Annotated in this window: 24 protein-coding genes; 20 read left to right on the top strand and 4 right to left on the bottom strand. The window is 39.5% G+C overall.

From position 1 onward, the window contains the following. The first annotated feature begins 1 nt into the window (after window position 1). From recN to L0P31_RS04255, 16 genes are all read left to right on the top strand, one after another. Window positions 2–1,669, top strand: a complete 1,668-nt coding sequence (gene recN, locus L0P31_RS04330; RefSeq protein WP_238095933.1) for a DNA repair protein RecN — start codon at window positions 2–4, stop codon at window positions 1,667–1,669. 1 nt (window position 1,670) lies between these two features. Next, entirely contained in the window at window positions 1,671–2,399 is a 729-nt protein-coding gene (locus L0P31_RS04325) for a metallophosphoesterase family protein (RefSeq protein WP_238095931.1), read from the top strand. 78 nt (window positions 2,400–2,477) lie between these two features. Next, window positions 2,478–4,301: a translation elongation factor 4 gene (lepA, locus tag L0P31_RS04320; RefSeq protein ID WP_001047207.1), complete on the top strand. Its 1,824-nt coding sequence runs from the start codon at window positions 2,478–2,480 to the stop codon at window positions 4,299–4,301. A gap of 261 nt (window positions 4,302–4,562) precedes the next feature. Next, a complete protein-coding gene (locus L0P31_RS04315) occupies window positions 4,563–5,039 on the top strand; it encodes a PTS sugar transporter subunit IIA (protein WP_000521976.1) in 477 nt (158 codons plus the stop codon). 38 nt (window positions 5,040–5,077) lie between these two features. Further along, a complete protein-coding gene (locus tag L0P31_RS04310; protein WP_000590547.1) occupies window positions 5,078–5,383 on the top strand; it encodes a PTS sugar transporter subunit IIB in 306 nt (101 codons plus the stop codon). A gap of 47 nt (window positions 5,384–5,430) precedes the next feature. Beyond that, window positions 5,431–6,906: a PTS galactitol transporter subunit IIC gene (locus L0P31_RS04305; RefSeq protein ID WP_000382513.1), complete on the top strand. Its 1,476-nt coding sequence runs from the start codon at window positions 5,431–5,433 to the stop codon at window positions 6,904–6,906. Between the two features lie 101 nt (window positions 6,907–7,007). Continuing rightward, window positions 7,008–7,904: an aldose 1-epimerase family protein gene (locus L0P31_RS04300; RefSeq protein WP_023948151.1), complete on the top strand. Its 897-nt coding sequence runs from the start codon at window positions 7,008–7,010 to the stop codon at window positions 7,902–7,904. A 284-nt stretch (window positions 7,905–8,188) separates the two neighbouring features. Further along, window positions 8,189–8,614, top strand: coding sequence for a galactose-6-phosphate isomerase subunit LacA (gene lacA / locus L0P31_RS04295; RefSeq protein WP_000029277.1), 426 nt, complete (start codon window positions 8,189–8,191; stop codon window positions 8,612–8,614). Window positions 8,615–8,762: 148 nt separating this feature from the next. Then, window positions 8,763–9,278 carry a galactose-6-phosphate isomerase subunit LacB gene (lacB, locus tag L0P31_RS04290; protein ID WP_001216913.1) on the top strand — a complete coding sequence of 172 codons (516 nt, stop codon included), beginning with the start codon at window positions 8,763–8,765 and terminating at the stop codon, window positions 9,276–9,278. A gap of 10 nt (window positions 9,279–9,288) precedes the next feature. Further along, complete coding sequence (locus tag L0P31_RS04285) at window positions 9,289–10,218, top strand: tagatose-6-phosphate kinase (protein ID WP_238095929.1); 930 nt, start codon at window positions 9,289–9,291, stop codon at window positions 10,216–10,218. Window position 10,219: 1 nt separating this feature from the next. Continuing rightward, window positions 10,220–11,200, top strand: a complete 981-nt coding sequence (gene lacD / locus L0P31_RS04280) for a tagatose-bisphosphate aldolase (protein WP_001229114.1) — start codon at window positions 10,220–10,222, stop codon at window positions 11,198–11,200. A 234-nt stretch (window positions 11,201–11,434) separates the two neighbouring features. Further along, window positions 11,435–12,271 (top strand): PRD domain-containing protein, encoded by an 837-nt coding sequence (locus L0P31_RS04275; protein WP_238095926.1) that lies wholly within the window; start codon window positions 11,435–11,437, stop codon window positions 12,269–12,271. A 34-nt stretch (window positions 12,272–12,305) separates the two neighbouring features. Further along, window positions 12,306–12,623 (top strand): PTS lactose/cellobiose transporter subunit IIA, encoded by a 318-nt coding sequence (locus L0P31_RS04270; RefSeq protein WP_001078323.1) that lies wholly within the window; start codon window positions 12,306–12,308, stop codon window positions 12,621–12,623. Continuing rightward, a complete protein-coding gene (locus L0P31_RS04265) occupies window positions 12,623–14,314 on the top strand; it encodes a lactose-specific PTS transporter subunit EIIC (protein ID WP_238095924.1) in 1,692 nt (563 codons plus the stop codon). Before L0P31_RS04270 ends, L0P31_RS04265 begins: the two co-directional genes overlap by 1 nt. Window positions 14,315–14,528: 214 nt before the next feature. Beyond that, on the top strand, window positions 14,529–15,935 hold the full coding sequence (gene lacG, locus L0P31_RS04260) for a 6-phospho-beta-galactosidase (protein ID WP_000169253.1): 1,407 nt from the start codon (window positions 14,529–14,531) through the stop codon (window positions 15,933–15,935). 41 nt (window positions 15,936–15,976) lie between these two features. Further along, window positions 15,977–16,234 (top strand): DUF3884 family protein, encoded by a 258-nt coding sequence (locus tag L0P31_RS04255; protein ID WP_238095922.1) that lies wholly within the window; start codon window positions 15,977–15,979, stop codon window positions 16,232–16,234. Window positions 16,235–16,338: 104 nt separating this feature from the next. Here the strand turns inward: L0P31_RS04255 and L0P31_RS04250 are convergent, their stop codons facing one another. The 4 genes from L0P31_RS04250 to nrdH all read right to left on the bottom strand — a co-directional run bounded on the left by L0P31_RS04250 (window position 16,339) and on the right by nrdH (window position 20,864). Continuing rightward, a complete protein-coding gene (locus L0P31_RS04250) occupies window positions 16,339–17,106 on the bottom strand; it encodes a DeoR/GlpR family DNA-binding transcription regulator (protein ID WP_049502534.1) in 768 nt (255 codons plus the stop codon). Between the two features lie 142 nt (window positions 17,107–17,248). After that, window positions 17,249–18,211 (bottom strand): class 1b ribonucleoside-diphosphate reductase subunit beta, encoded by a 963-nt coding sequence (gene nrdF / locus L0P31_RS04245; RefSeq protein ID WP_000451386.1) that lies wholly within the window; start codon window positions 18,209–18,211, stop codon window positions 17,249–17,251. A 194-nt stretch (window positions 18,212–18,405) separates the two neighbouring features. Beyond that, complete coding sequence (nrdE, locus tag L0P31_RS04240; protein ID WP_238095920.1) at window positions 18,406–20,565, bottom strand: class 1b ribonucleoside-diphosphate reductase subunit alpha; 2,160 nt, start codon at window positions 20,563–20,565, stop codon at window positions 18,406–18,408. 80 nt (window positions 20,566–20,645) lie between these two features. Continuing rightward, the gene (nrdH, locus tag L0P31_RS04235) at window positions 20,646–20,864 is read right to left on the bottom strand and encodes a glutaredoxin-like protein NrdH (protein WP_000259240.1); all 219 of its coding nucleotides are present in this window, start codon (window positions 20,862–20,864) and stop codon (window positions 20,646–20,648) included. Window positions 20,865–21,214: 350 nt separating this feature from the next. Here nrdH and L0P31_RS04230 point away from each other — a divergent pair, with 350 nt between their 5' ends. The 4 genes from L0P31_RS04230 (at window position 21,215) to L0P31_RS04215 (ending at window position 24,441) form a co-directional block, all read left to right on the top strand. After that, window positions 21,215–21,478, top strand: coding sequence for a phosphocarrier protein HPr (locus tag L0P31_RS04230; RefSeq protein WP_000146947.1), 264 nt, complete (start codon window positions 21,215–21,217; stop codon window positions 21,476–21,478). A 5-nt stretch (window positions 21,479–21,483) separates the two neighbouring features. Further along, a complete protein-coding gene (ptsP, locus tag L0P31_RS04225) occupies window positions 21,484–23,217 on the top strand; it encodes a phosphoenolpyruvate--protein phosphotransferase (RefSeq protein WP_004241506.1) in 1,734 nt (577 codons plus the stop codon). Between the two features lie 132 nt (window positions 23,218–23,349). Then, window positions 23,350–23,844, top strand: a complete 495-nt coding sequence (locus tag L0P31_RS04220) for a YkgJ family cysteine cluster protein (RefSeq protein WP_049546639.1) — start codon at window positions 23,350–23,352, stop codon at window positions 23,842–23,844. Window positions 23,845–23,901: 57 nt separating this feature from the next. Then, window positions 23,902–24,441 (top strand): ClbS/DfsB family four-helix bundle protein, encoded by a 540-nt coding sequence (locus tag L0P31_RS04215; RefSeq protein WP_203180661.1) that lies wholly within the window; start codon window positions 23,902–23,904, stop codon window positions 24,439–24,441. Window positions 24,442–24,519 lie beyond the last annotated feature (78 nt).

Genomic DNA, 24,519 nt, shown 5'->3' with positions numbered 1-24,519 from the left:
TATGTTACTTGAAATTTCGATAAAAAACTTTGCCATTATTGAGGCTATTTCCCTCAATTTTGAAAAGGGGATGACTGTCCTGACTGGTGAAACGGGTGCAGGGAAGTCGATTATCATTGATGCCATGAATATGATGTTGGGAGCTCGTGCTACGACAGATGTTATTCGTCATGGTGCGCCAAAGGCAGAGATTGAGGGGCTTTTCTCAGTTGAGAATAGTCGCCTTTTACAGGAAATTTTTGATGAGCAAGGTTTGGAAATGGGGGATGAAATTATCATCCGTCGGGAAATCTTGCTAAATGGTCGGAGTATCAGTCGTGTGAATGGCCAGATGGTCAATCTGTCTGTATTGCGTGCTATTGGACAACATCTAGTAGATATTCATGGTCAGCATGACCAAGAGGAATTAATGCGTCCCCAACTTCATATCCAGATGTTGGATGAATTTGGTGATGCAACTTTTTGGGAATTGAAAGAAACCTATCAGACGAGTTTTGATGCCTACCGTAAAATGCGTAAGCAGGTTCTGGAAGTCAAGAAAAACCAACAGGAACACAAGGCTCGTATTGAAATGTTGGAATTTCAAATGGCAGAGATTGAGGCAGCAAACTTGCAAGCAGGTGAAGACTTGACTCTCAATCAAGAGCGAGATAAACTTCTAAACCATAAAAATATTGCGGATACGTTGACCAATGCCTACAGTATGTTGGACAATGAAGAGTTCTCGAGTCTGGCCAATGTTCGTTCGGCCATGAATGATATGGAAAGTGTCGAAGAGTACGACCCGGAATATCGTGAAATTTCAAGCTCACTATCTGAGAACTACTATGTCTTAGAAGACATTAGCAAACGTCTGGAAGCTATTATTGAGGACCTTGATTTTGATGGTAATCGTCTCATGCAGGTCGAGAATCGTTTGGATCTCCTTCATACCATTACGCGTAAGTATGGTGGGACTGTTGATGATGTTTTGCTTTATTTCGCCAAGATTACGGAAGAATACAATCTCTTGACGGGCAATAATCTTTCATCTGAGGACATGGAAGCAGAGCTCAAGAAATTGGAAGTCAATCTTGTCGATTTGGCAGGTCAGCTTGCATCTGCTCGTCATGACTTGGCTCAGCAATTAGAATCTGAGATTAAACAAGAGCTTCAAGATCTTTATATGGAAAAAGCCCAGTTTCAAGTTCGTTTTAGCAAGGGCAAATTCAGTCGTGAGGGTAATGAAATTGTCGAATTTTACATTTCAACCAACCCTGGCGAAGACTTTAAACCCTTGGTTAAGGTTGCTTCTGGCGGAGAATTGTCTCGTCTCATGCTAGCCATTAAGTCAGCCTTTTCACGTAAAGAAGGCAAGACAAGTATTGTCTTTGATGAAGTGGATACAGGAGTTTCAGGCCGTGTAGCTCAGGCTATTGCACAGAAGATTCACAAGATTGGTCAGCATGGTCAGGTTCTGGCTATTTCCCATTTGCCACAAGTGATTGCGATTGCGGATTATCAATTCTTTATTGAGAAGATTAGCAATGAGCATTCAACGGTTTCGACTGTTCGTCTCTTGACGGTTGAAGAGCGAGTGGAGGAAGTTGCCAAGATGTTGGCAGGTGATGATGTGACGGAAGCAGCCCTGACGCAAGCGAGAGAATTGTTGAGAAACAGGGAGAAATAAGATGACAGACTATTATGTAATTGGAGATGTTCATGGAAAAGCTGGGATGCTGGAAGACCTTCTCAAAACATGGGATGGTCAGATCCAGTTGCTTTTTCTAGGGGACTTGATTGACCGTGGTGAAGATAGTCGCCGTGTCCTTGAAATGGTCAAGAACTTGGTTGACAATCAAGGGGCGATCTGTTTGTCAGGAAACCACGAGTATATGTTTTTGACTTGGCTAGATGACCCAGAAGAAAGCTATGATCACTATCGTCGCAATGGTGGAGATACAACCATTAACTCTATCCTAGGTCGTCCCTTGGATGCACCAGTTGACGGAGTAGAAGATGCCAAGCGTGTTGCTACTGAAGCGGCAGACTTGGTCGAATTTATTCGTCAAATGCCATTTGTGGTAGAGACAGACAAGTATATCTTTGTTCACGCAGGTATTGATTTGACCTTGGATGACTGGCATGAAACCACAGATTATAAAAAAGTCTGGCTTAGAAAACCATTCCACGAAGCAGAAAATCATACTGGAAAAATCATTGTTTTTGGACATACACCGGTTTATGGTTTGCTGAAGCAAGAGCGTGGTACTGCTGAGCTTTGGACTACAGAAGATGGCAAGATTGGAATGGACGGAGGAGCTGTTTATGGTGGTGTCCTTCATGGGATTGTCTTTACAGACCAAGGAATGACAGAACACCACTTTATCGAAAATGACGGCTTTGTTGCTGAAGATTAGTACTCCTAGCAGGGTATGGTCTTGTCAAAATGTCAAAAACAATTTATAATAAATAGATACCCTGAAAGGAAGAGAATCATGAACTTAGAAGAATTGAAAAAACGACAGGAGAAGATCCGTAACTTCTCTATTATCGCCCATATTGACCACGGAAAGTCGACTCTAGCAGACCGCATTTTGGAAAAGACTGAGACCGTTTCAAGCCGTGAAATGCAAGCTCAACTTTTGGACAGCATGGATCTAGAACGGGAACGTGGGATTACCATTAAGTTGAATGCCATTGAGCTGAATTATACTGCCAAAGATGGGGAAACTTATATTTTCCACTTGATAGACACACCTGGGCACGTGGACTTTACCTATGAAGTTTCACGTTCGCTCGCTGCCTGTGAGGGTGCTATTTTGGTGGTCGATGCCGCTCAAGGTATTGAGGCTCAAACCCTTGCTAACGTTTATCTAGCCTTGGACAATGATTTGGAAATCATGCCAGTCATTAACAAAATTGACCTACCAGCTGCAGATCCTGAGCGCGTGCGTACAGAGATTGAAGATGTCATTGGTTTGGATGCCAGTGAAGCAGTTTTGGCTTCTGCCAAGGCTGGAATCGGTATTGAAGAAATCCTCGAGCAAATCGTAGAAAAAGTACCAGCACCAACCGGTGATGTGACGGCGCCTCTTAAGGCCTTGATTTTCGACTCTGTTTACGATGCTTACCGTGGGGTTATCCTCCAAGTGCGTGTCATGGACGGAGTGGTTAAACCTGGCGATAAGATTCAGCTCATGAGCAATGGTAAGACCTTTGATGTGACAGAAGTTGGTATTTTTACACCCAAGGCAGTTGGTCGTGATTTCCTTGCGACTGGTGACGTTGGTTATATTGCTGCTTCTATTAAGACAGTTCAGGACACTCGTGTGGGTGATACCGTTACCTTGGCAACCAATCCTGCGGCTGAGCCATTACATGGTTACAAGCAGATGAATCCTATGGTCTTTGCGGGTCTCTATCCTATCGAGTCAAACAAGTACAATGACCTGCGTGAAGCCCTTGAAAAATTACAACTGAATGATGCTAGTCTTCAGTTTGAACCAGAAACATCTCAGGCACTTGGATTTGGTTTCCGTTGTGGTTTCCTTGGACTTCTCCATATGGATGTTATCCAAGAACGTTTGGAACGTGAGTTCAACATCGACCTCATCATGACAGCTCCATCCGTTATCTATAAGGTTAATTTGACCGATGGTGAGTCTATGGATGTGTCAAATCCATCTGAGTTCCCAGATCCTACCAAGATTGCGACCATTGAAGAGCCTTATGTTAAGGCGCAAATCATGGTGCCGCAAGAGTTTGTTGGAGCAGTCATGGAATTAGCTCAGCGCAAGCGTGGGGACTTTGTGACGATGGACTATATTGATGATAACCGTGTCAATGTTATCTACCAAATTCCTCTTGCTGAAATTGTCTTTGACTTCTTTGATAAACTTAAGTCTTCGACACGTGGTTATGCAAGCTTTGACTACGAATTGTCAGAGTATCGCCCATCTAAGCTGGTCAAAATGGACATCCTTCTCAATGGAGACAAGGTGGATGCCCTCAGCTTTATCGTTCACAAGGACTTTGCCTACGAACGTGGAAAACTCATCGTTGATAAACTTAAGAAAATTATCCCTCGCCAACAATTTGAGGTTCCAATTCAAGCAGCTATTGGACACAAGATTGTGGCTCGTACTGATATCAAGGCCCTTCGTAAGAACGTACTTGCTAAATGTTATGGTGGTGACGTTTCTCGTAAGCGTAAACTGCTTGAAAAACAAAAAGCTGGTAAGAAACGCATGAAAGCTATCGGATCAGTAGAAGTTCCACAAGAAGCCTTCCTTAGCGTCTTGAGCATGGATGAAGAATAAGTTATCATAATTGTTTTTCTTGTTCACAGGAAACTTACATAAGAATCAATAGTAAAACAGGCTTAAATAGGCCTGTTTTTTGCATTTATAAGAGGATTAAATCGTTTAGAGTGTTTGTTTTAAGTGTTTGTTTTGGTTGTAAAGATAAAAAATAAACAAAATAATCAAAAAAAGGACAAAAAACAACAAAAAATTATTGACAACGATTTCATATAGTGTTATACTTATAGCATAAAGTTAATGGAAAGAAGGGAAAACCTTATGGGATTAGATCATTTCTTTGACAAAAACCTTGTGTTTTGCTTAGAAGCGGATAATCAAGAACATCTCTTTGATCAGGTAGCAACTTTATTGGAAGAACGAGAAATCGTAACTCCAACTTATCGTGAAGCCTTGATCACGCGTGAAAAGTCATTTCCAACTGGCCTAGATATGGAATTTTTGGGTAAGGATTTGCCGAATGTGGCTATTCCTCACACAGATATTGTTCATAATCTAGCCGAAAAAGTTGTGGTCGTTCGATTAGAAAAACCAGTGACTTTCCACAATATGATTGCGCCAGATAAGGAAGTAGAAGTATCCTTGCTCTTCTTTATCATTAATAACTCAAGTTCAAGTCAAACGAACATTCTTGCTCAGTTGATGGACTTCTTTACTGGAAATAGTCATCTTGAAGACCTATCAAAAATTTCTGAACCAGAAGCCCTCTATGCTTATATTGCTGAAGCAATTGCTTAATTTTGTCTATTAAAAATATTAAATCGGAGGAAATCCATATGATTAAAATTCTTGCTGCCTGCGGTGCAGGTGTTAACTCAAGCCACCAAATTAAAAGTGCTCTTGAAGAAGAACTTTCAAACCGCGGTTTTGATGTTCACTGTGATGCAGTTATGGTAAAAGACGTTAATGAAGACCTTATCAAAGGTTATGACATTTTTACACCAATTGCTGCAACAGATCTTGGTTTTGACCCAGGTATTCCAGTTATCGAAGCTGGACCAATCTTATTCCGTATCCCAGCAATGAGTGCTCCAGTATTTGATAATATTGAAGCAGCTATCAAAGAACACGGGTTAAGCTAATTTTAATTTGTTAACATTCATATAACTATAAAAAGGGAGGAACTATTATGGATGTCATTATCGAACTAGCCAATAAGCTGTTCAAACCTATCTTGGATATGGGTGGGCCAATCATCATGCTGATCATTTTGACAGTATTGGCTCTACTTTTTGGAGTGAAATTCTCCAAAGCACTTGAAGGTGGTATCAAACTTGCCATCGCTCTTACTGGTATCGGTGCTATCATCGGTATGCTGAATGGTGCTTTCTCAGCATCACTTGCAAAATTCGTTGAAAATACTGGTATTCAATTGAACATCACTGACGTTGGTTGGGCACCACTTGCTACAATCACTTGGGGATCTGCTTGGACACTTTACTTCTTGCTCATCATGTTGATTGTCAACGTAGTGATGCTTGCTATGAAGAAAACTGATACACTTGACGTTGATATCTTCGATATCTGGCACTTGTCTATCACAGGTCTTTTGATTAAATGGTATGCAGACAACAACGGTGTAAGCCAAGGGGTTTCACTCTTCATCGCCACTGCAGCAGTTGTCCTTGTAGGTGTTCTTAAAATCATCAACTCTGATTTGATGAAACCTACATTTGATGACCTTCTTAACGCACCAAGTTCATCACCAATGACTTCAACTCACATGAACTACATGATGAACCCAGTTATCATGGTTTTGGATAAGATTTTTGAAAAATTCTTCCCAGGTCTTGATAAATATGACTTTGATGCTGCTAAATTGAACAAGAAAATCGGTTTCTGGGGATCTAAATTCTTCATCGGTTTCATCCTTGGTATCGTTATCGGTTTGATGGGTACTCCACATCCAGTTGCTGGCGTAGAAGATGCAGCAAACTGGCAATTAGTTATTAAAGGTTGGTTGTCTCTTGGTTTGACAGCCGGTGTATCTTTGGAACTCTTCTCACTCATCGGTTCATGGTTCATCGCTGCCGTAGAACCACTTTCACAAGGTATTACAAACGTTGCTACTAAACGTCTTCAAGGACGTAAATTTAATATCGGTCTTGACTGGCCATTCATCGCTGGTCGTGCTGAAATCTGGGCTTGTGCCAACGTACTTGCACCAATCATGCTGATCGAAGCTGTGCTTCTTTCAAAAGTCGGAAATGGTATCTTGCCACTTGCAGGTATCATCGCTATGGGTGTTACTCCAGCTCTCTTGGTTGTAACACGTGGTAAATTGCTCCGTATGATTATCTTCGGAACACTCTTGTTGCCACTCTTCCTTCTTTCAGGTACACTTATCGCACCATTTGCAACAGAACTTGCTAAAGGTGTAGGTGCCTTCCCAGCAGGTGTGAGCGAAACTCAATTGATCACTCACTCAACTCTTGAAGGACCAATCGAAAAACTTCTTGGTTGGACAATTGGTAACACTACAACAGGTGATATCAAAGCAATCCTTGGTGCTGTAGTCTTCCTTGTATTCTATATCGGTATCTTTGCATGGTACAGAAAACAAATGATCAAACGTAACGAAGAGTACGCAGCAAAAGCAAAATAATGCGCTCCTATAAAATGTAAATTGTTAAAGCTAGGTTGTCATTTTCCTGATAGGAGTGACAGCCTAGTTTTTTATAAACTATCAAGAAATCGGAGAAAATAATGGTAATTGAATTAAAATCAGAACAATTAAGAGTTGAATTTAACAGTTTTGGTGGGGCTCTTTCTTCTATAAAAGATACTGAGGGACTGGAGTATTTGTGGCAAGGGGATGCCACTTATTGGAGTGGACAAGCTCCTGTTCTCTTCCCCATTTGTGGTTCTTTGAGAGAGGATACAGCCCTCTATATAGATGAGAAGGGGCAAGAAAGCAAAGGAAAGATTCCTCGTCATGGTTTGGTTCGTAAGAAAGAATTTGAATTAGTTGAACAGACAGATAATAGTGTAACTTTTGCAATTGAAGACGATGAGAATAGCTATCAGAACTACCCTTATTATTTCCGCCTAGAAATCACTTATAGCCTTACTGGCAAGACAGTACGAACTCAATACAAGATTTTCAATAAAGAAACTAGCAAGGTCATGCCTTACTTTATTGGTGGACATCCAGGATTTAATTGTCCTCTACTGGATGATGAAGTCTATGAAGATTATTATCTAGAGTTTGAGAAAGAAGAGACTTGCTCTGTTCCACGTCCTTTCCCAGAAACAGGTATGCTGGATTTTCAAGATAGAAGTCCATGGCTAGAAGGTCAAAAAGAATTAGACCTCAGCTATGATCTTTTCAGCACTGATGCAGTCACCTTAGATGAATTGCAATCTAGAACAATTGCCCTTCGTTCTCGTAAACATGATAAGGGATTGAAAGTGCACTTTGCAGAGTTTCCAAATCTCATTATCTGGTCAACTTTGAATAAGGGTCCTTTCATTGCTTTTGAACCATGGTCTGGCTTGTCAACATCTCTTGAAGAAGGAGATCATCTAGAAGATAAGAAGAATGTTCGCCTCCTAGAACCTGGTCAAGTGGATCAAATTGGTTTTGACATCGAAATTTTTTAGTTAAAAAAACACAAAAACAAACATTAATTGTTGACTTTTTTAAGAAATAGGAGTATATTATGTTTGTAAGCAACAAATGATGTTTGTCACAAACAAACAATCACTTGTTATATTCTCTTTCGTGGAGAAAGATTATTTCTAGGAAACTGATTTCCTAAACTTGAATAAGGTGTCATTCATCTCATTCAATCCAATTTGTCAATAAACTGCTAGAAAGCTTTTGTAGGTAAACTGTTAACTATAAAAGGTTTTACTAGCCTAGAAAAATAAAAGGAGTATACAATATGTCTATTGTTATCGGTGCAGATGCTGCAGGTTTGAGATTGAAAGAAGTTGTGAAAGACTTCTTGGAAAAAGAAAACTTCCACGTTGTGGATGTTACAGCTGAAGGTCAAGACTTTGTTGATGTGACTCTTGCTGTTGCTGCAGAAGTAAACAAAGAAGAACAAAACCTTGGTATCGTGATTGATGCTTATGGAGCTGGTCCATTTATGGTCGCAACTAAGATCAAAGGAATGGTTGCTGCAGAAGTATCTGACGAACGTTCAGCTTATATGACTCGTGGTCACAACAACTCACGTATGATCACTATGGGTGCACAACTTGTTGGTGATGAATTGGCTAAAAACATCGCTAAAGGATTTGTTAACGGTAAATACGATGGTGGACGTCACCAAATTCGTGTTGATATGTTGAACAAAATGTGCTAATACTCTTCAAAAATCAAGATAATCTGTTGTCAGCTCACTTTAGCTAACCTCAGTTATGCTTGCAGCTCGCTTCCTAAGCTAATCTTGATTTTTCTTGAGTAGGGATAAATGATATTAGATTTATATAATTAATCGGAGGGAATAACTAATGAGAATTGCAATTGGATGTGACCACATCGTAACAGATGAAAAAATGGCGGTTTCAGAATTTTTGAAATCAAAAGGATATGAAGTCATTGACTTTGGTACATATGACCATACACGTACTCACTACCCAATCTTTGGTAAAAAAGTAGGGGAAGCTGTAACTAGCGGTCAAGCTGATCTTGGGGTATGTATCTGTGGTACTGGTGTTGGTATCAATAACGCTGTAAATAAAGTTCCTGGTGTTCGTTCTGCCTTGGTTCGTGATATGACTACAGCTCTTTATGCAAAAGAACAATTGAATGCAAACGTTATCGGTTTTGGTGGTAAGATTACTGGTGAATTGCTTATGTGTGATATCATTGAAGCTTTCATCCATGCTGAATACAAACCATCTGAAGAAAACAAAAAATTGATTGCGAAAATTGAACACGTTGAAAGTCACAATGCTCAACAAACAGACGCAAACTTCTTCACTGAATTTCTTGAAAAATGGGATCGCGGAGAATACCACGACTAAGAGGTGGCCTATGATTTTAACAGTCACAATGAACCCATCCATTGATATTTCCTATCCTTTGGATGAGTTGAAGATTGATACTGTCAATCGTGTGGTGGATGTAACCAAAACTGCTGGTGGTAAAGGACTAAACGTTACCCGAGTCCTTTCAGAATTTGGTGATTCTGTTCTTGCTACTGGTTTAGTTGGTGGCAAACTCGGTGAGTTTTTGGTAGAACATATCGATGATAAAGTAAAGAAAGATTTCTTCTCTATTCAGGGAGAAACTCGGAACTGTATCGCTATTCTCCACGGAGACAACCAAACAGAAGTTCTTGAAAAAGGTCCTGTAGTATTGGAACAGGAAGGTCAAGACTTTTTGGAACATTTCAAAAAACTCTTGGACTCAGTTGAAGTAGTGGCCATCTCAGGTAGTCTGCCAGCTGGTCTTCCAGTTGATTACTATGCGAGCTTGGTAGAACTTGCTAATCAAGCTGGTAAACCTGTAGTTTTGGACTGCTCTGGTGCAGCTCTTCAGGCAGTTCTTGAATCATCACATAAACCAACAGTCATCAAACCAAATAATGAGGAATTATCTCAACTTCTAGGAAGAGAAGTTTCTGAGGATTTGGATGAATTAAAAGAAGTCCTTCAAGAACCGTTGTTTGCAGGGATTGAATGGATTATCGTTTCACTTGGTGCTAACGGTGCCTTTGCCAAACATGGGGACACTTTCTACAAGGTGGATATTCCTAGAATTCAGGTGGTAAATCCTGTTGGATCTGGAGACTCTACTGTGGCAGGGATTTCTTCAGGACTTCTTCACAAAGAATCGGATGCAGAATTACTCATCAAGGCAAATGTCCTTGGTATGCTCAATGCTCAAGAAAAAATGACTGGTCATGTTAACATGGCCAACTATCAAGCTCTATATGATCAATTAATAGTAAAAGAGGTATAAAATGGCTTTAACAGAACAAAAACGTGCACGCTTAGAAAAACTTTCTGATGAAAATGGTATCATCTCAGCTCTTGCTTTTGACCAACGTGGTGCTTTGAAACGCCTCATGGCTCAACACCAAACAGAAGAACCAACTGTAGCTCAAATGGAAGAATTGAAAGTCTTGGTAGCAGATGAATTGACTAAATACGCATCATCTATGCTTCTTGACCCTGAGTATGGACTTCCAGCAACTAAAGCTCTTGATGAAAAAGCTGGTCTTCTCCTTGCTTATGAAAAAACAGGTTATGACACAACAAGCACAAAACGCTTGCCAGACTGCTTGGATGTTTGGTCTGCAAAACGTATTAAAGAAGAAGGTGCAGATGCAGTTAAATTCTTGCTTTACTATGATGTAGATAGCTCAGACGAACTCAACCAAGAAAAACAAGCTTACATCGAACGTATCGGTTCAGAGTGTGTGGCTGAAGATATCCCATTCTTCCTTGAAATCCTTGCTTACGATGAAAAAATTGCTGACGCAGGTTCTGTAGAATACGCGAAAGTAAAACCACACAAAGTGATCGGTGCTATGAAAGTCTTCTCAGACCCACGATTTAACATTGATGTCTTGAAAGTAGAAGTTCCTGTCAACATTAAATATGTTGAAGGATTCGCTGAAGGTGAAGTAGTATATACACGTGAAGAAGCTGCAGCCTTCTTCAAAGCACAAGATGAAGCAACTAACTTGCCATACATCTACTTGAGTGCTGGTGTATCAGCTAAACTCTTCCAAGATACTCTTGTATTTGCCCATGAATCAGGTGCAAACTTTAACGGAGTTCTTTGTGGACGTGCAACATGGGCTGGATCAGTTGAAGCGTACATCAAAGATGGTGAAGCAGCAGCTCGCGAATGGCTTCGCACAACTGGTTTTGAAAACATTGACGAATTGAACAAAGTTCTTCAAACTACAGCGACTTCATGGAAAGAACGCGTGTAAGCAAGTCCTCCTAGGTTAGGAACATGAATCTAAAAAAATTTTAAAAAAAGTTTTATGTAAAGGTTTACAAAATAACTTACTTGTGCTATACTTAAATCACAAGTTAATACAAGGTGAGTGTTACTAAGTAATATTAGGCATGATCACAGGTGAATTAGAAATCGGCTGATTTTCTAGTTCATTTGTGGTCATTTTTTGTACTCATATACCTTTAAGATATAAAAGGAGGTTGACATGTATCGAATTCTAAATCCAATGAATCACAATGTCTCGCTTGTCAGAAATGATAAAGGAGAAGAAGTGATTGTGATTGGTAAGGGGATTACATTTGGAAAGAGGAAGGGAGATTTGATTACTGAACAGCATATTGAGAAAATCTTTCGGATGAAGACAGAAGAGTCCAGGGAAAACTTTATGGCTCTTCTCAAAGATGTTCCGCTTGATTTTATCACAGTGACCTATGAAATCATTGATAAGCTATCAAAGAAATATCATTATCCGATTCAAGAATATCTTTACGTAACCTTGACAGATCATATTTACTGTTCTTACCAAGCTCTAGCACAAGGAAGGTACAAGGATAGTAATCTGCCAGATATTTCTACCAAGTATCCTGTCGCTTTTCAAATTGCAAATGAGGCTTTTGGAATTTATCGTCAGAAGCTAGCAGATCATTTTCCTGAGGACGAAATTATTCGGATTGCTTATCATTTCATCAATGCTGAGGGTGAGAATGAAGTCCAAGTAGTTGAGTCGATTGATAAGAGGAAAGAAATTCTCAGGAATGTTGAAGAAGTGCTAAAGGACTATGCAATTCAACGAACCAAAGAGAATAATCATTTCTATGATCGCTTTATGATTCATTTGAATTATTTCCTGGATTATTTAGACCGCTCTAGAGATGATAACCAATCGCTTCTGGATATGGAAGACCATATCAAACAATCCTATCCCAGAGCGTTTGAGATTGGTTCTAAGATCTATGATGTGATTACGCAACATACGGGTCTTGATTTGTATAAGAGTGAACGAGTTTATCTAGTTCTACATATCCAACGTTTATTGTCATAAAATTTATTTAAAATTATATAAGGAGAATTCTATCATGAATAGAGAAGAAGTAACATTGTTAGGTTTTGAAATCGTAGCTTATGCTGGCGATGCTCGTTCAAAACTATTGGAAGCCTTGAAAGCTGCTGAAGCTGGTGATTTTGCGAAAGCAGATAGCTTAGTCGAGGAAGCTGGTAGCTGTATCGCAGAGGCTCACCACGCGCAAACAAGTCTATTGACTAAGGAAGCAGCTGGCGAAGATTTGGCTTATAGTGTGACCATGATGCACGGTCAAGATCACTTGATGACAACTATTTTGTTAAAAGATTTGATGCACCATTTAATTGAACTGTACAAGAGAGGAGTTAAATAATGAATAAATTAATTGCATTTATCGAGAAAGGAAAGCCTTTCTTTGAGAAACTATCTCGTAATATCTATCTTCGTGCTATTCGTGATGGTTTCATTGCAGGTATGCCTGTTATTCTCTTCTCAAGTATCTTTATCTTGATTGCCTTTGTACCAAACTCATGGGGCTTTAAATGGTCTGATGAAGTTGTAGCCTTTCTGATGAAACCTTATAGCTATTCTATGGGTATTCTGGCTCTCTTGGTAGCTGGTACAACAGCTAAGTCATTGACTGACTCAGTAAACCGTAGCATGGAGAAAACCAATCAAATCAACTATATGTCAACACTGTTAGCAGCGATTGTTGGTTTGTTGATGTTAGCAGCTGATCCTATCGAAAATGGTCTAGCTACTGGATTCTTGGGGACAAAAGGTTTGCTTTCAGCCTTCCTTGCTGCCTTTGTTACTGTAGCAATCTATAAGGTTTGTGTTAAGAACAACGTCACTATTCGTATGCCTGACGAAGTTCCGCCAAATATCTCACAAGTCTTTAAAGATGTGATTCCATTCACTCTATCAGTTGTTTCACTTTATGCTCTTGATTTACTAGCTCGTCACTTTGTTGGTGCAAGCGTAGCTGAATCAATCGGTAAATTCTTTGCACCATTATTCTCTGCAGCTGATGGCTATCTTGGTATTACCATTATATTTGGTGCCTTTGCCTTCTTCTGGTTTGTTGGTATCCATGGTCCATCTATTGTTGAACCTGCTATCGCAGCTATTACCTATGCAAATGCCGAAGTCAACTTGAACCTTCTCCAACAAGGTATGCACGCTGACAAGATTCTTACTTCTGGTACACAAATGTTTATCGTTACCATGGGTGGTACTGGTGCGACACTGGTTGTTCCATTCATGTTCATGTGGTTAACAAAATCAAAACGTAACCGTGCCATCGGTCGTGCTTCAGTAGTTCCAACATTCTTTGGTGTAAATGAACCAATCTTGTTTGGTGCACCGCTTGTATTGAATCCAATCTTCTTCATTCCATTTATTTTTGCTCCTATCGCAAACGTTTGGATCTTTAAATTCTTCATTGAAACTCTTGGAATGAATTCATTTACTGCTAATCTACCATGGACAACCCCAGCTCCACTAGGTCTAGTTCTTGGTACTAACTTCCAAGTTCTATCATTCATTCTTGCTGCCCTTCTAATCGTGGTTGATGTAGTCATTTACTATCCATTCCTTAAAGTCTATAATGAACAAATTCTTGAAGAAGAACGTTCAGGTAAGTCTAATGATGAATTGAAAGAAAAAGTTGCTGCAAACTTCAACACTGCAAAAGCGGATGCTATTCTTGAAAAAGCGGGTGTTGAAGCAGCTCAAAATACAATCACTGAAGAAACAAATGTCCTCGTTCTCTGTGCAGGTGGAGGTACAAGTGGACTTCTTGCGAATGCTTTGAATAAGGCAGCTGCAGAATACAATGTTCCTGTGAAAGCAGCAGCAGGTGGCTATGGTGCTCACCGTGAAATGTTGCCAGAGTTTGATTTAGTTATCCTTGCCCCTCAAGTTGCTTCAAACTTTGAAGATATGAAAGCAGAAACCGATAAACTCGATATTAAACTTGCGAAAACAGAGGGAGCTCAATACATCAAATTAACTCGTGATGGAAAAGGTGCTCTTGCATTCGTACAAGCTCAATTCGATTAACGATAGGGACTGTGAAACAGTCTCCTCTCATTACGGAAATCGCTATGGCGAATTTCCTAATCGCCTTGTTAATTCGTCGGTAAAAAGCTATCGTTTTTACCTCCTCATGTTACAATTCGGTGACTTGGTACAAGAAGTGAGATGGAGAAGGATGGCTCACTGACTCCTCTCCTCTCACTTTTACTTTATTTAAATCAAGAAATAGGTGAAAAAAATGACAAAAACATTACCAAAAGACTTTATTTTCGGTGGCGCAACAGCTGCCTATCAAGCAGAAGGTGCTACACATACTGATGGTAAAGGACCAGTTGCGTGGGATAAGTATCTTGAAGATAACTACTGGTACACTGCCGAACCAGCCAGTGATTTTTACAATCGATACCCAGTTGACCTCAAGCTAGCAGAAGAGTATGGTGTCAATGGTATTCGAATTTCTATTGCCTGGTCACGTATTTTCCCGACTGGTTACGGCCAAGTAAATGCTAAAGGTGTTGAATTTTATCATAATCTATTTGCAGAGTGTCACAAACGTCATGTTGAGCCTTTTGTAACTCTTCATCACTTTGATACGCCAGAAGCTCTCCACTCAAATGGAGACTTCTTAAACCGTGAAAATATTGAACACTTTGTAGACTACGCTGCCTTCTGTTTTGAAGAATTCCCAGAAGTAAACTATTGGACAACCTTTAATGAAATTGGGCCAATTGGTGATGGTCAATACTTGGTTGGAAAATTCCCTCCAGGTATTCAGTACGACCTTGCCAAAGTTTTCCAATCGCACCACAATATGATGGTTTCTCATGCGCGTGCAGTTAAGCTATATAAAGATAAAGGTTATAAAGGTGAAATTGGTGTTGTTCACGCACTGCCAACCAAGTATCCTTTAGATCCTAAAAATCCAGCAGATGTTCGTGCAGCTGAGTTGGAAGATATCATCCACAATAAATTTATCTTGGATGCAACTTATCTAGGTCACTATTCAGCTGAAACGATGGAAGGCGTCAACCATATCTTATCAGTCAATGGTGGTAGCTTGGATCTTCGTGAAGAAGATTTCACAGCATTAGAAGCTGCGAAAGACTTGAATGATTTTCTAGGCATCAACTATTATATGAGTGACTGGATGGAAGCCTTTGATGGAGAAACTGAAATTATCCATAATGGTAAGGGTGAGAAAGGAAGCTCTAAATACCAAATCAAAGGTGTTGGTCGTCGTGTAGCTCCTGACTATGTACCACGTACGGATTGGGATTGGATTATCTACCCTCAAGGTTTGTATGACCAAATCATGCGCGTGAAGAAAGATTATCCGAACTATAAGAAGATTTACATCACTGAAAATGGACTTGGTTATAAAGATGAGTTTGTAGACAATACTGTTTATGATGATGGCCGTATTGATTATGTCAAACAACACTTAGAGGTCTTATCTGATGCGATTGCTGATGGTGCAAACGTCAAAGGATACTTCATCTGGTCATTGATGGACGTCTTCTCATGGTCAAACGGTTATGAAAAACGTTACGGTCTCTTCTATGTAGACTTTGAAACTCAAGAACGTTATCCTAAGAAATCAGCTCACTGGTACAAGAAAGTAGCAGAAAGTCAGATTATAGACTAGTAGAATGAGTAATTAAATATAGAATTTTAGTGAGGCAAAAGATGTTCAAAGATTTAATCCAATCTATTTATGAAAAAGTTTATATTATCAATTTCGAAAAATGCTCTCAAACACCGTGTTTGACGAATGAAGAATTGAAAAGTCTCGGAAAATGGTATGTCTCGACTGGTAAAGAATGGATTTGTCATTCAGATTATGAGCTGGAAGAATTTAAAAATATCTTTTTAAATTTTATCAATCCTGAAGAATGGGATAATATCTCCTTTGATTCAGATTTTATGCCGTTTCAACAATCATAAAGAATCTAGGAAACTCTTTGTAAAAATCCTCATCAAAAAATGCGTCATATCAAGATTCTTATTTTCTTGATATGACGCATTTTATATTTTATCAATCCTCAGTTTTATGGTTTAGAAAGAATAATTTTTGTTTGTTTTGAAAGTTGTTCAAACGTTTCTTTGCTCAGTTTAGAATCTGAAACGATGGTATCAATATCAGAGATATTGTAGAAGGTATAGAAATCAAATTTATTGAACTTACTATGGTCAGCTAGTAAGTATTTTTTATTGGAATTATTGAGGGCGATGCGTTGAGATTCACCTTCCTCTTCACTAAAGGTCGCAATTGCATTGTCCTGAATACCATTACAGCTAACGAAAGCTTTAGAAAATTGTAAATTGGCCAAGTTTTGAAAGGTTAGTGTTCCCACAAAGGCTCCAGTGATAGAGCGGTAGTTTCCACCGATTAAAATCAAATCTGTTAGTTTTCGTTCGTTTAAGATGAGAAAGACTGGTAAACTGTTTGTTACAACACGAATATTATCAATTGGAAGTTCACGGGCAAAAGATTCTAAGGTCGTACCAGGGCCGATAAAAATAGTTTCACCCTCATCAATTAAATGGCCTGCAAAACGGCTAATTTCTTGTTTTTCTGCAATCTGTAAGCTTTGTTTTTCAATATTGGAACGTTCATTATTTAAAATAGAACCTGTGCGAATTTTCTCAGCTCCCCCGTGTACTCGAACAAGTAGATCCTTGTCTGCCAACTCTTGCAAGTAGCGTCTAGCAGTCATATCTGACACATCCAAGCGAGTCATGATTTCTTTTACAGTAATAGTTCCCTTTGTATTTACCGTTTCTAGAATATTATCTAGTTTTTCTTGCTTTAACATCGTTATCACCTCTATTTCTATTACTATTTTATCATAAAGTATTCAATCAATCAATTTAAAAAACAAAAGAAAACAAAAACAAAAATATCATGGTTGTTTTAAACAAGCCATGATATTTGTTATCAGTTCTGGGATAATTGGATTAGTCCAAACCGTAGTTGTAGTCATCGTCTTGCATGGCTTCAACTTCACCAAGAAGGTAACCATTTCCGACTTGAGAGAAGAAGTCGTGGTTGGAAGTTCCTGTTGAAATACCGTTCATGACGATTGGGTTGACATCATCTGCTGAATCTGGGAAGAGTGGATCTTGTCCCAGGTTCATGAGTGCTTTGTTAGCATTGTAGCGAAGGAAGGTCTTGACTTCTTCCGTCCAACCAACACCGTCATAGAGGCTTTCTGTGTAGCCTTCTTCATTTTCATAAAGAGTGTAGAGCAGGTCGTACATCCATTCTTTGAGTTTTTCTTGTTCTTCTTCAGGCAATTCATTGAAACCGAGTTGGAATTTATAACCAATGTAGGTTCCGTGAACAGACTCATCACGAATAATCAGTTTGATGATTTCCGCAACGTTGGCTAGCTTGTTGTTACCGAGATAGTAGAGAGGAGTGAAGAAACCAGAGTAGAAGAGGAAGGTTTCGAGGAAGACACTGGCAACTTTCTTTTCAAGTGGGCTACCGTTTAGGTAGATTTCGTTGACAATCTCAGCCTTCTTTTGTAGGTAAGGATTGGTATTGGTCCATTCGAAAATTTCTTCAATCTCAGCCTTAGTATTCAAGGTAGAAAAGATTGATGAGTAAGATTTAGCGTGGACAGATTCCATAAATTGGATGTTATTGAAAACAGCTTCCTCATGGGGTGTACGGATGTCCGCGCGAAGGGCTTGAACCCCAGTTTCAGATTGCATAGTATCGAGAAGTGTTAAACCACCAAAGACTTTCCCAACCAAGTCTTTTTCTACATTTGATAGCTTTCTCCAGTCATCCAAGTCATTTGACAAGGGAATACGTGTATCGAGCCAGAATTGCTCCGTCAGTTTTTCCCAAGTTGATTTGTCGATGACATCTTCGATGGCATTCCAGTTAATGGCTTTGTAGTAAGTTTCCATTTTGAAATCTCTTTCTGTGTTTAGTATTGCGAACTCACAATTACTTCTATTTTATCATAATTCTAGAGGAGTATCGCACAAAAAGTCGGAAGCCCGACTTTTTTGTTTTTCCATAGTATAGATGCTTATTCCAGTTTAGTTTAGCACGGTGAATGAATACTTATCTGAGAAAATGTAGTTTCCTCAAGCAAAGATTAAATCACACAGCTTTCACATTGGTTAGCACCGACTTCTCCACCATCATCTGTAAAGGTACGGACGTAGTAGATAGACTTGATTCCCTTGTTAAAGGCATAGTTACGAAGGATAGACAAGTCACGTGTCGTTTGTTTATTTTCCTTCTTCCATTCGTAAAGACCTTTTGGAATGTCACTACGCATGAAGAGTGTGAGTGAAAGTCCTTGGTCCACATGCTCAGTTGCAGCAGCATAGACATCAATCACTTTACGCATATCCATGTCGTAGGCAGAAGTGTAGTAAGGAATGGTTTCTGTTGACAAGCCAGCAGCAGGATAGTAGATTTTACCGATTTTCTTTTCTTGTCGTTCTTCGATACGTTGCGTAATCGGGTGGATAGAAGCCGAAACGTCATTGATGTAACTGATAGAACCATTTGGCGCTACAGCAAGGCGGTTTTGGTGGTAAAGACCACCTGCTTGAACCTTGTCGCGAAGTTCAGCCCAGTCAGCAGCACTTGGGATAAAGACATCTTTGAAGAGTTCTTTAACACGTTCTGATTTTGGAACAAACTCGCCTGTAATATACTTGTCAAAGTAGCTTCCGTTAGCATAGTCTGATTTTTCAAAGTTGTGGAAGGTGATGCCACGTTCACGCGCAATATTGTTTGACTCAACTAAAGTCCAGTAGTTCATAAGCATAAAGTAGATGCTAGTAAACTCAACAGACTCAGGTGCCCCATATTCAATCAATTGTTGGGCAAGGTAACTGTGAAGTCCCATGGCACCAAGACCAAAGGTATGAGCTTGGCTATTTCCGTGGTCGATGGTAGGCACAGCTACGATGTGTGAACTATCTGTAACGAAAGTAAGGGCACGAACCATAGCACGGATAGAACGACCAAAGTCAGGTGAAGTCATCATGTTAACCACGTTGGTTGAACCAAGGTTACATGAAACGTCCGTTCCCATTTGAAGGAATTCTTGAGCATCGTTGATCAAGCTTGGTTCTTGAACTTGAAGAATCTCAGAACACAAGTTACTCATGATAATCTTACCATCAACAGGATTTGCACGGTTAGCCGTATCAATGTTGACGACATAAGGGTAACCAGACTCTTGTTGCAATTTAGAGATTTCAGTTTCCAAATCACGCGCTTTGATTTTTGTTTTGCGGATGTTTGGATTTGCGACCAATTCATCGTATTTTTCAGTGATGTCGATGTAGTTAAATGGCACACCGTATTCAAGTTCTACAGAGTATGGGCTGAAGAGGTACATTTCTTCATTTTTACGTGCTAATTCGTAGAATTTATCGGGTACTACAACACCAAGTGAAAGGGTCTTTACACGAACTTTTTCATCGGCGTTTTCTTTCTTAGTTGAAAGGAAGGCGATAATATCTGGGTGGAAGACGTTGAGGTAGACAACACCGGCACCTTGACGTTGCCCCAATTGGTTGGAGTAAGAGAAGCTATCTTCGAAAAGCTTCATAACAGGAACGACACCAGAAGCGGCTCCTTCATAGCCTTTGATAGGTGCACCAGCTTCACGAAGGTTGCTGAGGGAAATTCCCACACCACCACCGATACGTGAAAGTTGAAGAGCTGAGTTGATAGAACGTCCGATAGAGTTCATATCATCAGTTACTTGGATTAGGAAGCAAGATACTAACTCCCCACGGCGAGCACGTCCAGCATTCAAGAAGGAAGGAGTAGCAGGTTGGTAGCGTTGGTGGATGATTTCATTGGCAATATCGATGGCAATAGCTTCATTCCCATCAGCGAAATAAAGGGCGTTAAAGAAGACGCGGTCTTCCATGCTTTCAAGATAATATTCACCGTCGTTAGTTTTCAAAGCATATTGATTGTAAAATTTATAAGCTGCCATGAAAGACTTGAATTGGAAGTTTTGGTCTTTGATAAATTGAGACAATTCTTCCAAAAACTCTGGACGGTATTTCTTGATAAAGGCTGTTTCGATGTAGTTGTGTTCAATGAGGTAGTTGATTTTATCTTTGATTGAATCAAAAACCATAGTGTTTGGAACTACATTTTCTTTAAAGAAGGCATCCAAGGCTTCCTTATCTTTATGAAGCATGATTTGTCCATTGACAGGACGGTTGATTTCGTTATTGAGACGGAAGTAAGTCACGTCTTCAAGATGTTTTAATCCCATAAAATTTCCCTTATCTAATTACAAAAGAAAGGCTTCTAAGTTAGCCCTAGAAGCAGTTTCTTCTGGATGATGTACTAAGATTATGCTAATTGTTTCAGTTTTCCTGGTTGGAAACCTGAAAAGACTTCAGTTGGTGTTTGGATCACAGGAGCTGCGCTGAAACCGAGCTCTTTAACTTGATCGATGTACTCAGGTTGCTCATCAAGATTGATTTCACGATAAGCGACATTATTACTGTCCAAGAAACGTTTAGTCATCTTACATTGGACACAGTTGTTTTTAGAATAAACGGTTACCATTGTGTAACTCCTCTTTCAAAATAGATTACTTTCTTAGTATATCAGAAAATAAATTTTTGTCAATGATTTGAAACTAAATATAGTGGTCTATTTTTCTACTAAAGGTTGCAAAACACAATATGTAGTGTTTGTTTTATGAAATAGTGATAATTATCCTAGAAGTAGTTTTTTGGAAAACTATATCCTGTGTTTTGTTATCTAGAATAGAAGATTTTCAGCAAGTTATCTGAAAGGAAATCGAATAAATCCCATAAAATGCTTGAAAAAAATCCTAGAAGATGGTATAATACCAAATTGTAAGGGTTATCACATATAACTCAAAAAAGAAAGAACAAAAGGAGAGTCAAACTATGGCTTCTAAAGATTTCCACGTAGTGGCAGAAACAGGTATTCACGCACGTCCAGCAACATTGTTGGTACAAACTGCAAGCAAATTTGCTTCAGATATCACTCTTGAGTACAAAGGTAAATCAGTTAACCTTAAATCAATCATGGGTGTTATGAGTCTTGGTGTTGGCCAAGGTGCTGATGTAACTATCTCAGCTGAAGGTGCAGATGCAGATGACGCTATCGCTGCAATCTCAGAAACAATGGAAAAAGAAGGATTGGCATAAGGAAAATGACAGAAATGCTTAAAGGAATCGCAGCATCTGATGGTGTTGCAGTTGCAAAAGCATATCTACTCGTTCAACCGGATTTGTCATTCGAGACTGTTTCAGTCGAAGATACAAACGCAGAAGAGGCTCGTTTGGATGTAGCTCTTGAAGCTTCTCAAAACGAGCTTTCTCTTATCCGTGAGAAAGCTGTAGGTACGCTTGGTGAAGAAGCGGCTCAAGTTTTTGACGCTCATTTGATGGTTCTTGCTGACCCAGAATTGATTGGTCAGATTAAAGAAACAATCCGTGCTAAGAAAGTCAATGCTGAAGCAGGTCTTAAAGAAGTGACTGACATGTTCATCACTATCTTTGAAGGTATGGAAGACAACCCATATATGCAAGAACGTGCAGCGGATATCCGCGACGTGACAAAACGTGTATTGGCAAATCTTCTTGGTAAGAAATTGCCAAACCCAGCTTCTATCAATGAAGAAGTAATCGTGATTGCGCATGACTTGACACCATCTGATACAGCTCAATTGGACAAAAACTTTGTAAAAGCTTTTGTAACAAATATCGGTGGACGTACAAGCCACTCAGCTATCATGGCACGTACACTTGAAATTGCAGCTGTATTGGGAACAAATAACATCACTGAAGTGGTGAAAGACGGTGATATCCTTGCCGTTAACGGAATTACTGGTGAAGTGATTATCAACCCAACAGATGAACAAGCGGCAGAATTTAAAGCAGCTGGTGAAGCTTATGCTAAACAAAAAGCTGAATGGGCACTTTTGAAAGATGCTCAAACAGTGACTGCTGACGGTAAACACTTCGAGTTGGCTGCTAACATCGGTACTCCAAAAGACGTGGAAGGTGTTAACAACAACGGTGCAGAAGCGGTTGGACTTTACCGTACAGAGTTCTTGTACATGGATTCTCAAGACTTCCCAACTGAAGATGAGCAGTATGAAGCATACAAGGCTGTACTTGAGGGAATGAATGGTAAACCAGTAGTTGTTCGTACAATGGATATCGGTGGAGATAAGGAACTTCCTTACTTCGATATGCCACATGAAATGAACCCATTCCTTGGATTCCGTGCCCTTCGTATCTCTATTTCTGAAACTGGAGATGCAATGTTCCGTACACAAATCCGTGCCCTTCTTCGTGCTTCTGTTCATGGTCAATTGCGTATCATGTTCCCAATGGTTGCCCTCTTGAAAGAATTCCGTGCAGCTAAAGCAGTTTATGAAGAAGAAAAAGCAAACCTTCTTGCTGAAGGTGTTGCAGTTGCGGATGACATCCAAGTTGGTATCATGATTGAAATCCCTGCAGCAGCGATGCTTGCAGACCAATTTGCTAAAGAAGTAGACTTCATGTCAATTGGTACAAACGACTTGATCCAATACTCAATGGCAGCAGACCGTATGAACGAACAAGTTTCATACCTTTACCAACCATATAACCCATCAATCCTTCGCTTGATCAACAATGTTATCAAGGCAGCTCACGCTGAAGGTAAATGGGCTGGTATGTGTGGTGAGATGGCTGGTGACCAAAAAGCTGTTCCACTTCTTGTCGGAATGGGCTTGGATGAGTTCTCTATGTCAGCAACATCTGTACTTCGTACACGTAGCTTGATGAAGAAATTGGATACTGCTAAGATGGAAGAGTACGCTAACCGTGCCCTTACAGAGTGTTCAACAATGGAAGAAGTCCTTGAACTTCAAAAAGAATACGTTAACTTTGATTAATTTCATTAACCTTGTAACCTAGTTGCAAGGTTTTTTGATACATTCGGGAATAGTATAGTCTTGTAAAGTCCACTTTTCAATGATGAAGAGGCATGATATAATAGGAGAAGCAAATAGAATAAGAGAGAAATCATGTCTAAAGAAATTGATATTGAGTACTACCACCAGCTAGCCATGCAAAAGCAGAAGGAACACCGTAAAGTTTTAGCCAATCTAAAGAAAAAACCTCCTAAAAACCTAGACAAGATAGCCCAGCAGATTCACCAAGAAGTCTTTGAGGAAATTGATTGCACGGCCTGTGCCAATTGTTGTAAGACATTGGGACCGGACTTTAAAGAAGCGGATATTACACGAATCGCCAAGTATTTTAAGATGAAATTACCAGCTTTTGAAGCGGAGTTTCTGCAGGTAGATGAAGATGGTGATAAGGTTTTTAAATCCATGCCTTGTCCCTTTTTAGGAGGAGATAATCTCTGTTCCATCTATGAAGTTCGTCCAAAGGCCTGTCGTGAATTTCCCCATACGGACCGTAAAAAAATTCATCAAATCAACCATTTGACGATTAAGAATACTTTGACCTGTCCAGCAGCCTATCTCTTTGTTGAGAAATTAAAGGATAAGTTATAGAGATTTAAAGGATAAAAAATCTCTAATAATAACTAGAGATATGAAGGGAGTACTCCTGTGCCTAGACCGAAAACAAAAGAGGAGCTAATGCTGGCCTCTAAGGAAAATTATGAAAAGCTCAATCGTTTCATCTCCCAACTAAGTGAAGATGAGCTACAGACTCCATTTGATTTTTCAAGAGACCGAAAGAAAAAAGAAGCCCACTGGAAAAGGGATAAAAATCTACGGGATGTCTTGATCCATCTTTATGAATGGCAGCAGTTACTTTTGACTTGGGTTCATTCTAATCAAAAAGATCACGAAAGACCTTTTCTCCCTGAACCTTATAATTGGAAAACTTATGGAGAAATGAATGTCGCTTTTTGGAAGAAGCACCAGAAAACCTCCTTAGAAGAAGCGACTAGACTCCTAGAACAATCACATAGGAAGGTTTTAGAGTTGATAGAAGTTTTTAGCAATGACGAACTCTTTACCAAAGGTGTCTATAAGTGGACCGGTGGAACAAGTCTAGGTTCCTACTTTGCTAGTAGCACGTCAAGCCACTATGATTGGGCTCTGAAAAAACTCAAAGCTCATCGGAAGAATTGTAAAGGATAGATGGACTATTTGAAATAGAAAGAATGAGTTCTTTTAAAAGTAAGATAAAAGCAAAGGGCTATCAAGTGATGTAGCCCT

The organism is Streptococcus mitis (genome assembly GCF_022137125.1).
In the GTDB taxonomy this organism is placed as follows: Bacteria; Bacillota; Bacilli; order Lactobacillales; family Streptococcaceae; genus Streptococcus; species Streptococcus mitis_CE.
This window is presented reverse-complemented; position numbering and strand designations above follow the sequence as displayed.

Coding starts and splice junctions, on each gene's coding strand:
- recN (WP_238095933.1), top strand. CDS start 2: ATGTTACTTGAAATTTCGATAAAAAACTTTGCCATTATTGAGGCTATT.
- L0P31_RS04325 (WP_238095931.1), top strand. CDS start 1,671: ATGACAGACTATTATGTAATTGGAGATGTTCATGGAAAAGCTGGGATG.
- lepA (WP_001047207.1), top strand. CDS start 2,478: ATGAACTTAGAAGAATTGAAAAAACGACAGGAGAAGATCCGTAACTTC.
- L0P31_RS04315 (WP_000521976.1), top strand. CDS start 4,563: ATGGGATTAGATCATTTCTTTGACAAAAACCTTGTGTTTTGCTTAGAA.
- L0P31_RS04310 (WP_000590547.1), top strand. CDS start 5,078: ATGATTAAAATTCTTGCTGCCTGCGGTGCAGGTGTTAACTCAAGCCAC.
- L0P31_RS04305 (WP_000382513.1), top strand. CDS start 5,431: ATGGATGTCATTATCGAACTAGCCAATAAGCTGTTCAAACCTATCTTG.
- L0P31_RS04300 (WP_023948151.1), top strand. CDS start 7,008: ATGGTAATTGAATTAAAATCAGAACAATTAAGAGTTGAATTTAACAGT.
- lacA (WP_000029277.1), top strand. CDS start 8,189: ATGTCTATTGTTATCGGTGCAGATGCTGCAGGTTTGAGATTGAAAGAA.
- lacB (WP_001216913.1), top strand. CDS start 8,763: ATGAGAATTGCAATTGGATGTGACCACATCGTAACAGATGAAAAAATG.
- L0P31_RS04285 (WP_238095929.1), top strand. CDS start 9,289: ATGATTTTAACAGTCACAATGAACCCATCCATTGATATTTCCTATCCT.
- lacD (WP_001229114.1), top strand. CDS start 10,220: ATGGCTTTAACAGAACAAAAACGTGCACGCTTAGAAAAACTTTCTGAT.
- L0P31_RS04275 (WP_238095926.1), top strand. CDS start 11,435: ATGTATCGAATTCTAAATCCAATGAATCACAATGTCTCGCTTGTCAGA.
- L0P31_RS04270 (WP_001078323.1), top strand. CDS start 12,306: ATGAATAGAGAAGAAGTAACATTGTTAGGTTTTGAAATCGTAGCTTAT.
- L0P31_RS04265 (WP_238095924.1), top strand. CDS start 12,623: ATGAATAAATTAATTGCATTTATCGAGAAAGGAAAGCCTTTCTTTGAG.
- lacG (WP_000169253.1), top strand. CDS start 14,529: ATGACAAAAACATTACCAAAAGACTTTATTTTCGGTGGCGCAACAGCT.
- L0P31_RS04255 (WP_238095922.1), top strand. CDS start 15,977: ATGTTCAAAGATTTAATCCAATCTATTTATGAAAAAGTTTATATTATC.
- L0P31_RS04250 (WP_049502534.1), bottom strand. CDS start 17,106: ATGTTAAAGCAAGAAAAACTAGATAATATTCTAGAAACGGTAAATACA.
- nrdF (WP_000451386.1), bottom strand. CDS start 18,211: ATGGAAACTTACTACAAAGCCATTAACTGGAATGCCATCGAAGATGTC.
- nrdE (WP_238095920.1), bottom strand. CDS start 20,565: ATGGGATTAAAACATCTTGAAGACGTGACTTACTTCCGTCTCAATAAC.
- nrdH (WP_000259240.1), bottom strand. CDS start 20,864: ATGGTAACCGTTTATTCTAAAAACAACTGTGTCCAATGTAAGATGACT.
- L0P31_RS04230 (WP_000146947.1), top strand. CDS start 21,215: ATGGCTTCTAAAGATTTCCACGTAGTGGCAGAAACAGGTATTCACGCA.
- ptsP (WP_004241506.1), top strand. CDS start 21,484: ATGACAGAAATGCTTAAAGGAATCGCAGCATCTGATGGTGTTGCAGTT.
- L0P31_RS04220 (WP_049546639.1), top strand. CDS start 23,350: ATGTCTAAAGAAATTGATATTGAGTACTACCACCAGCTAGCCATGCAA.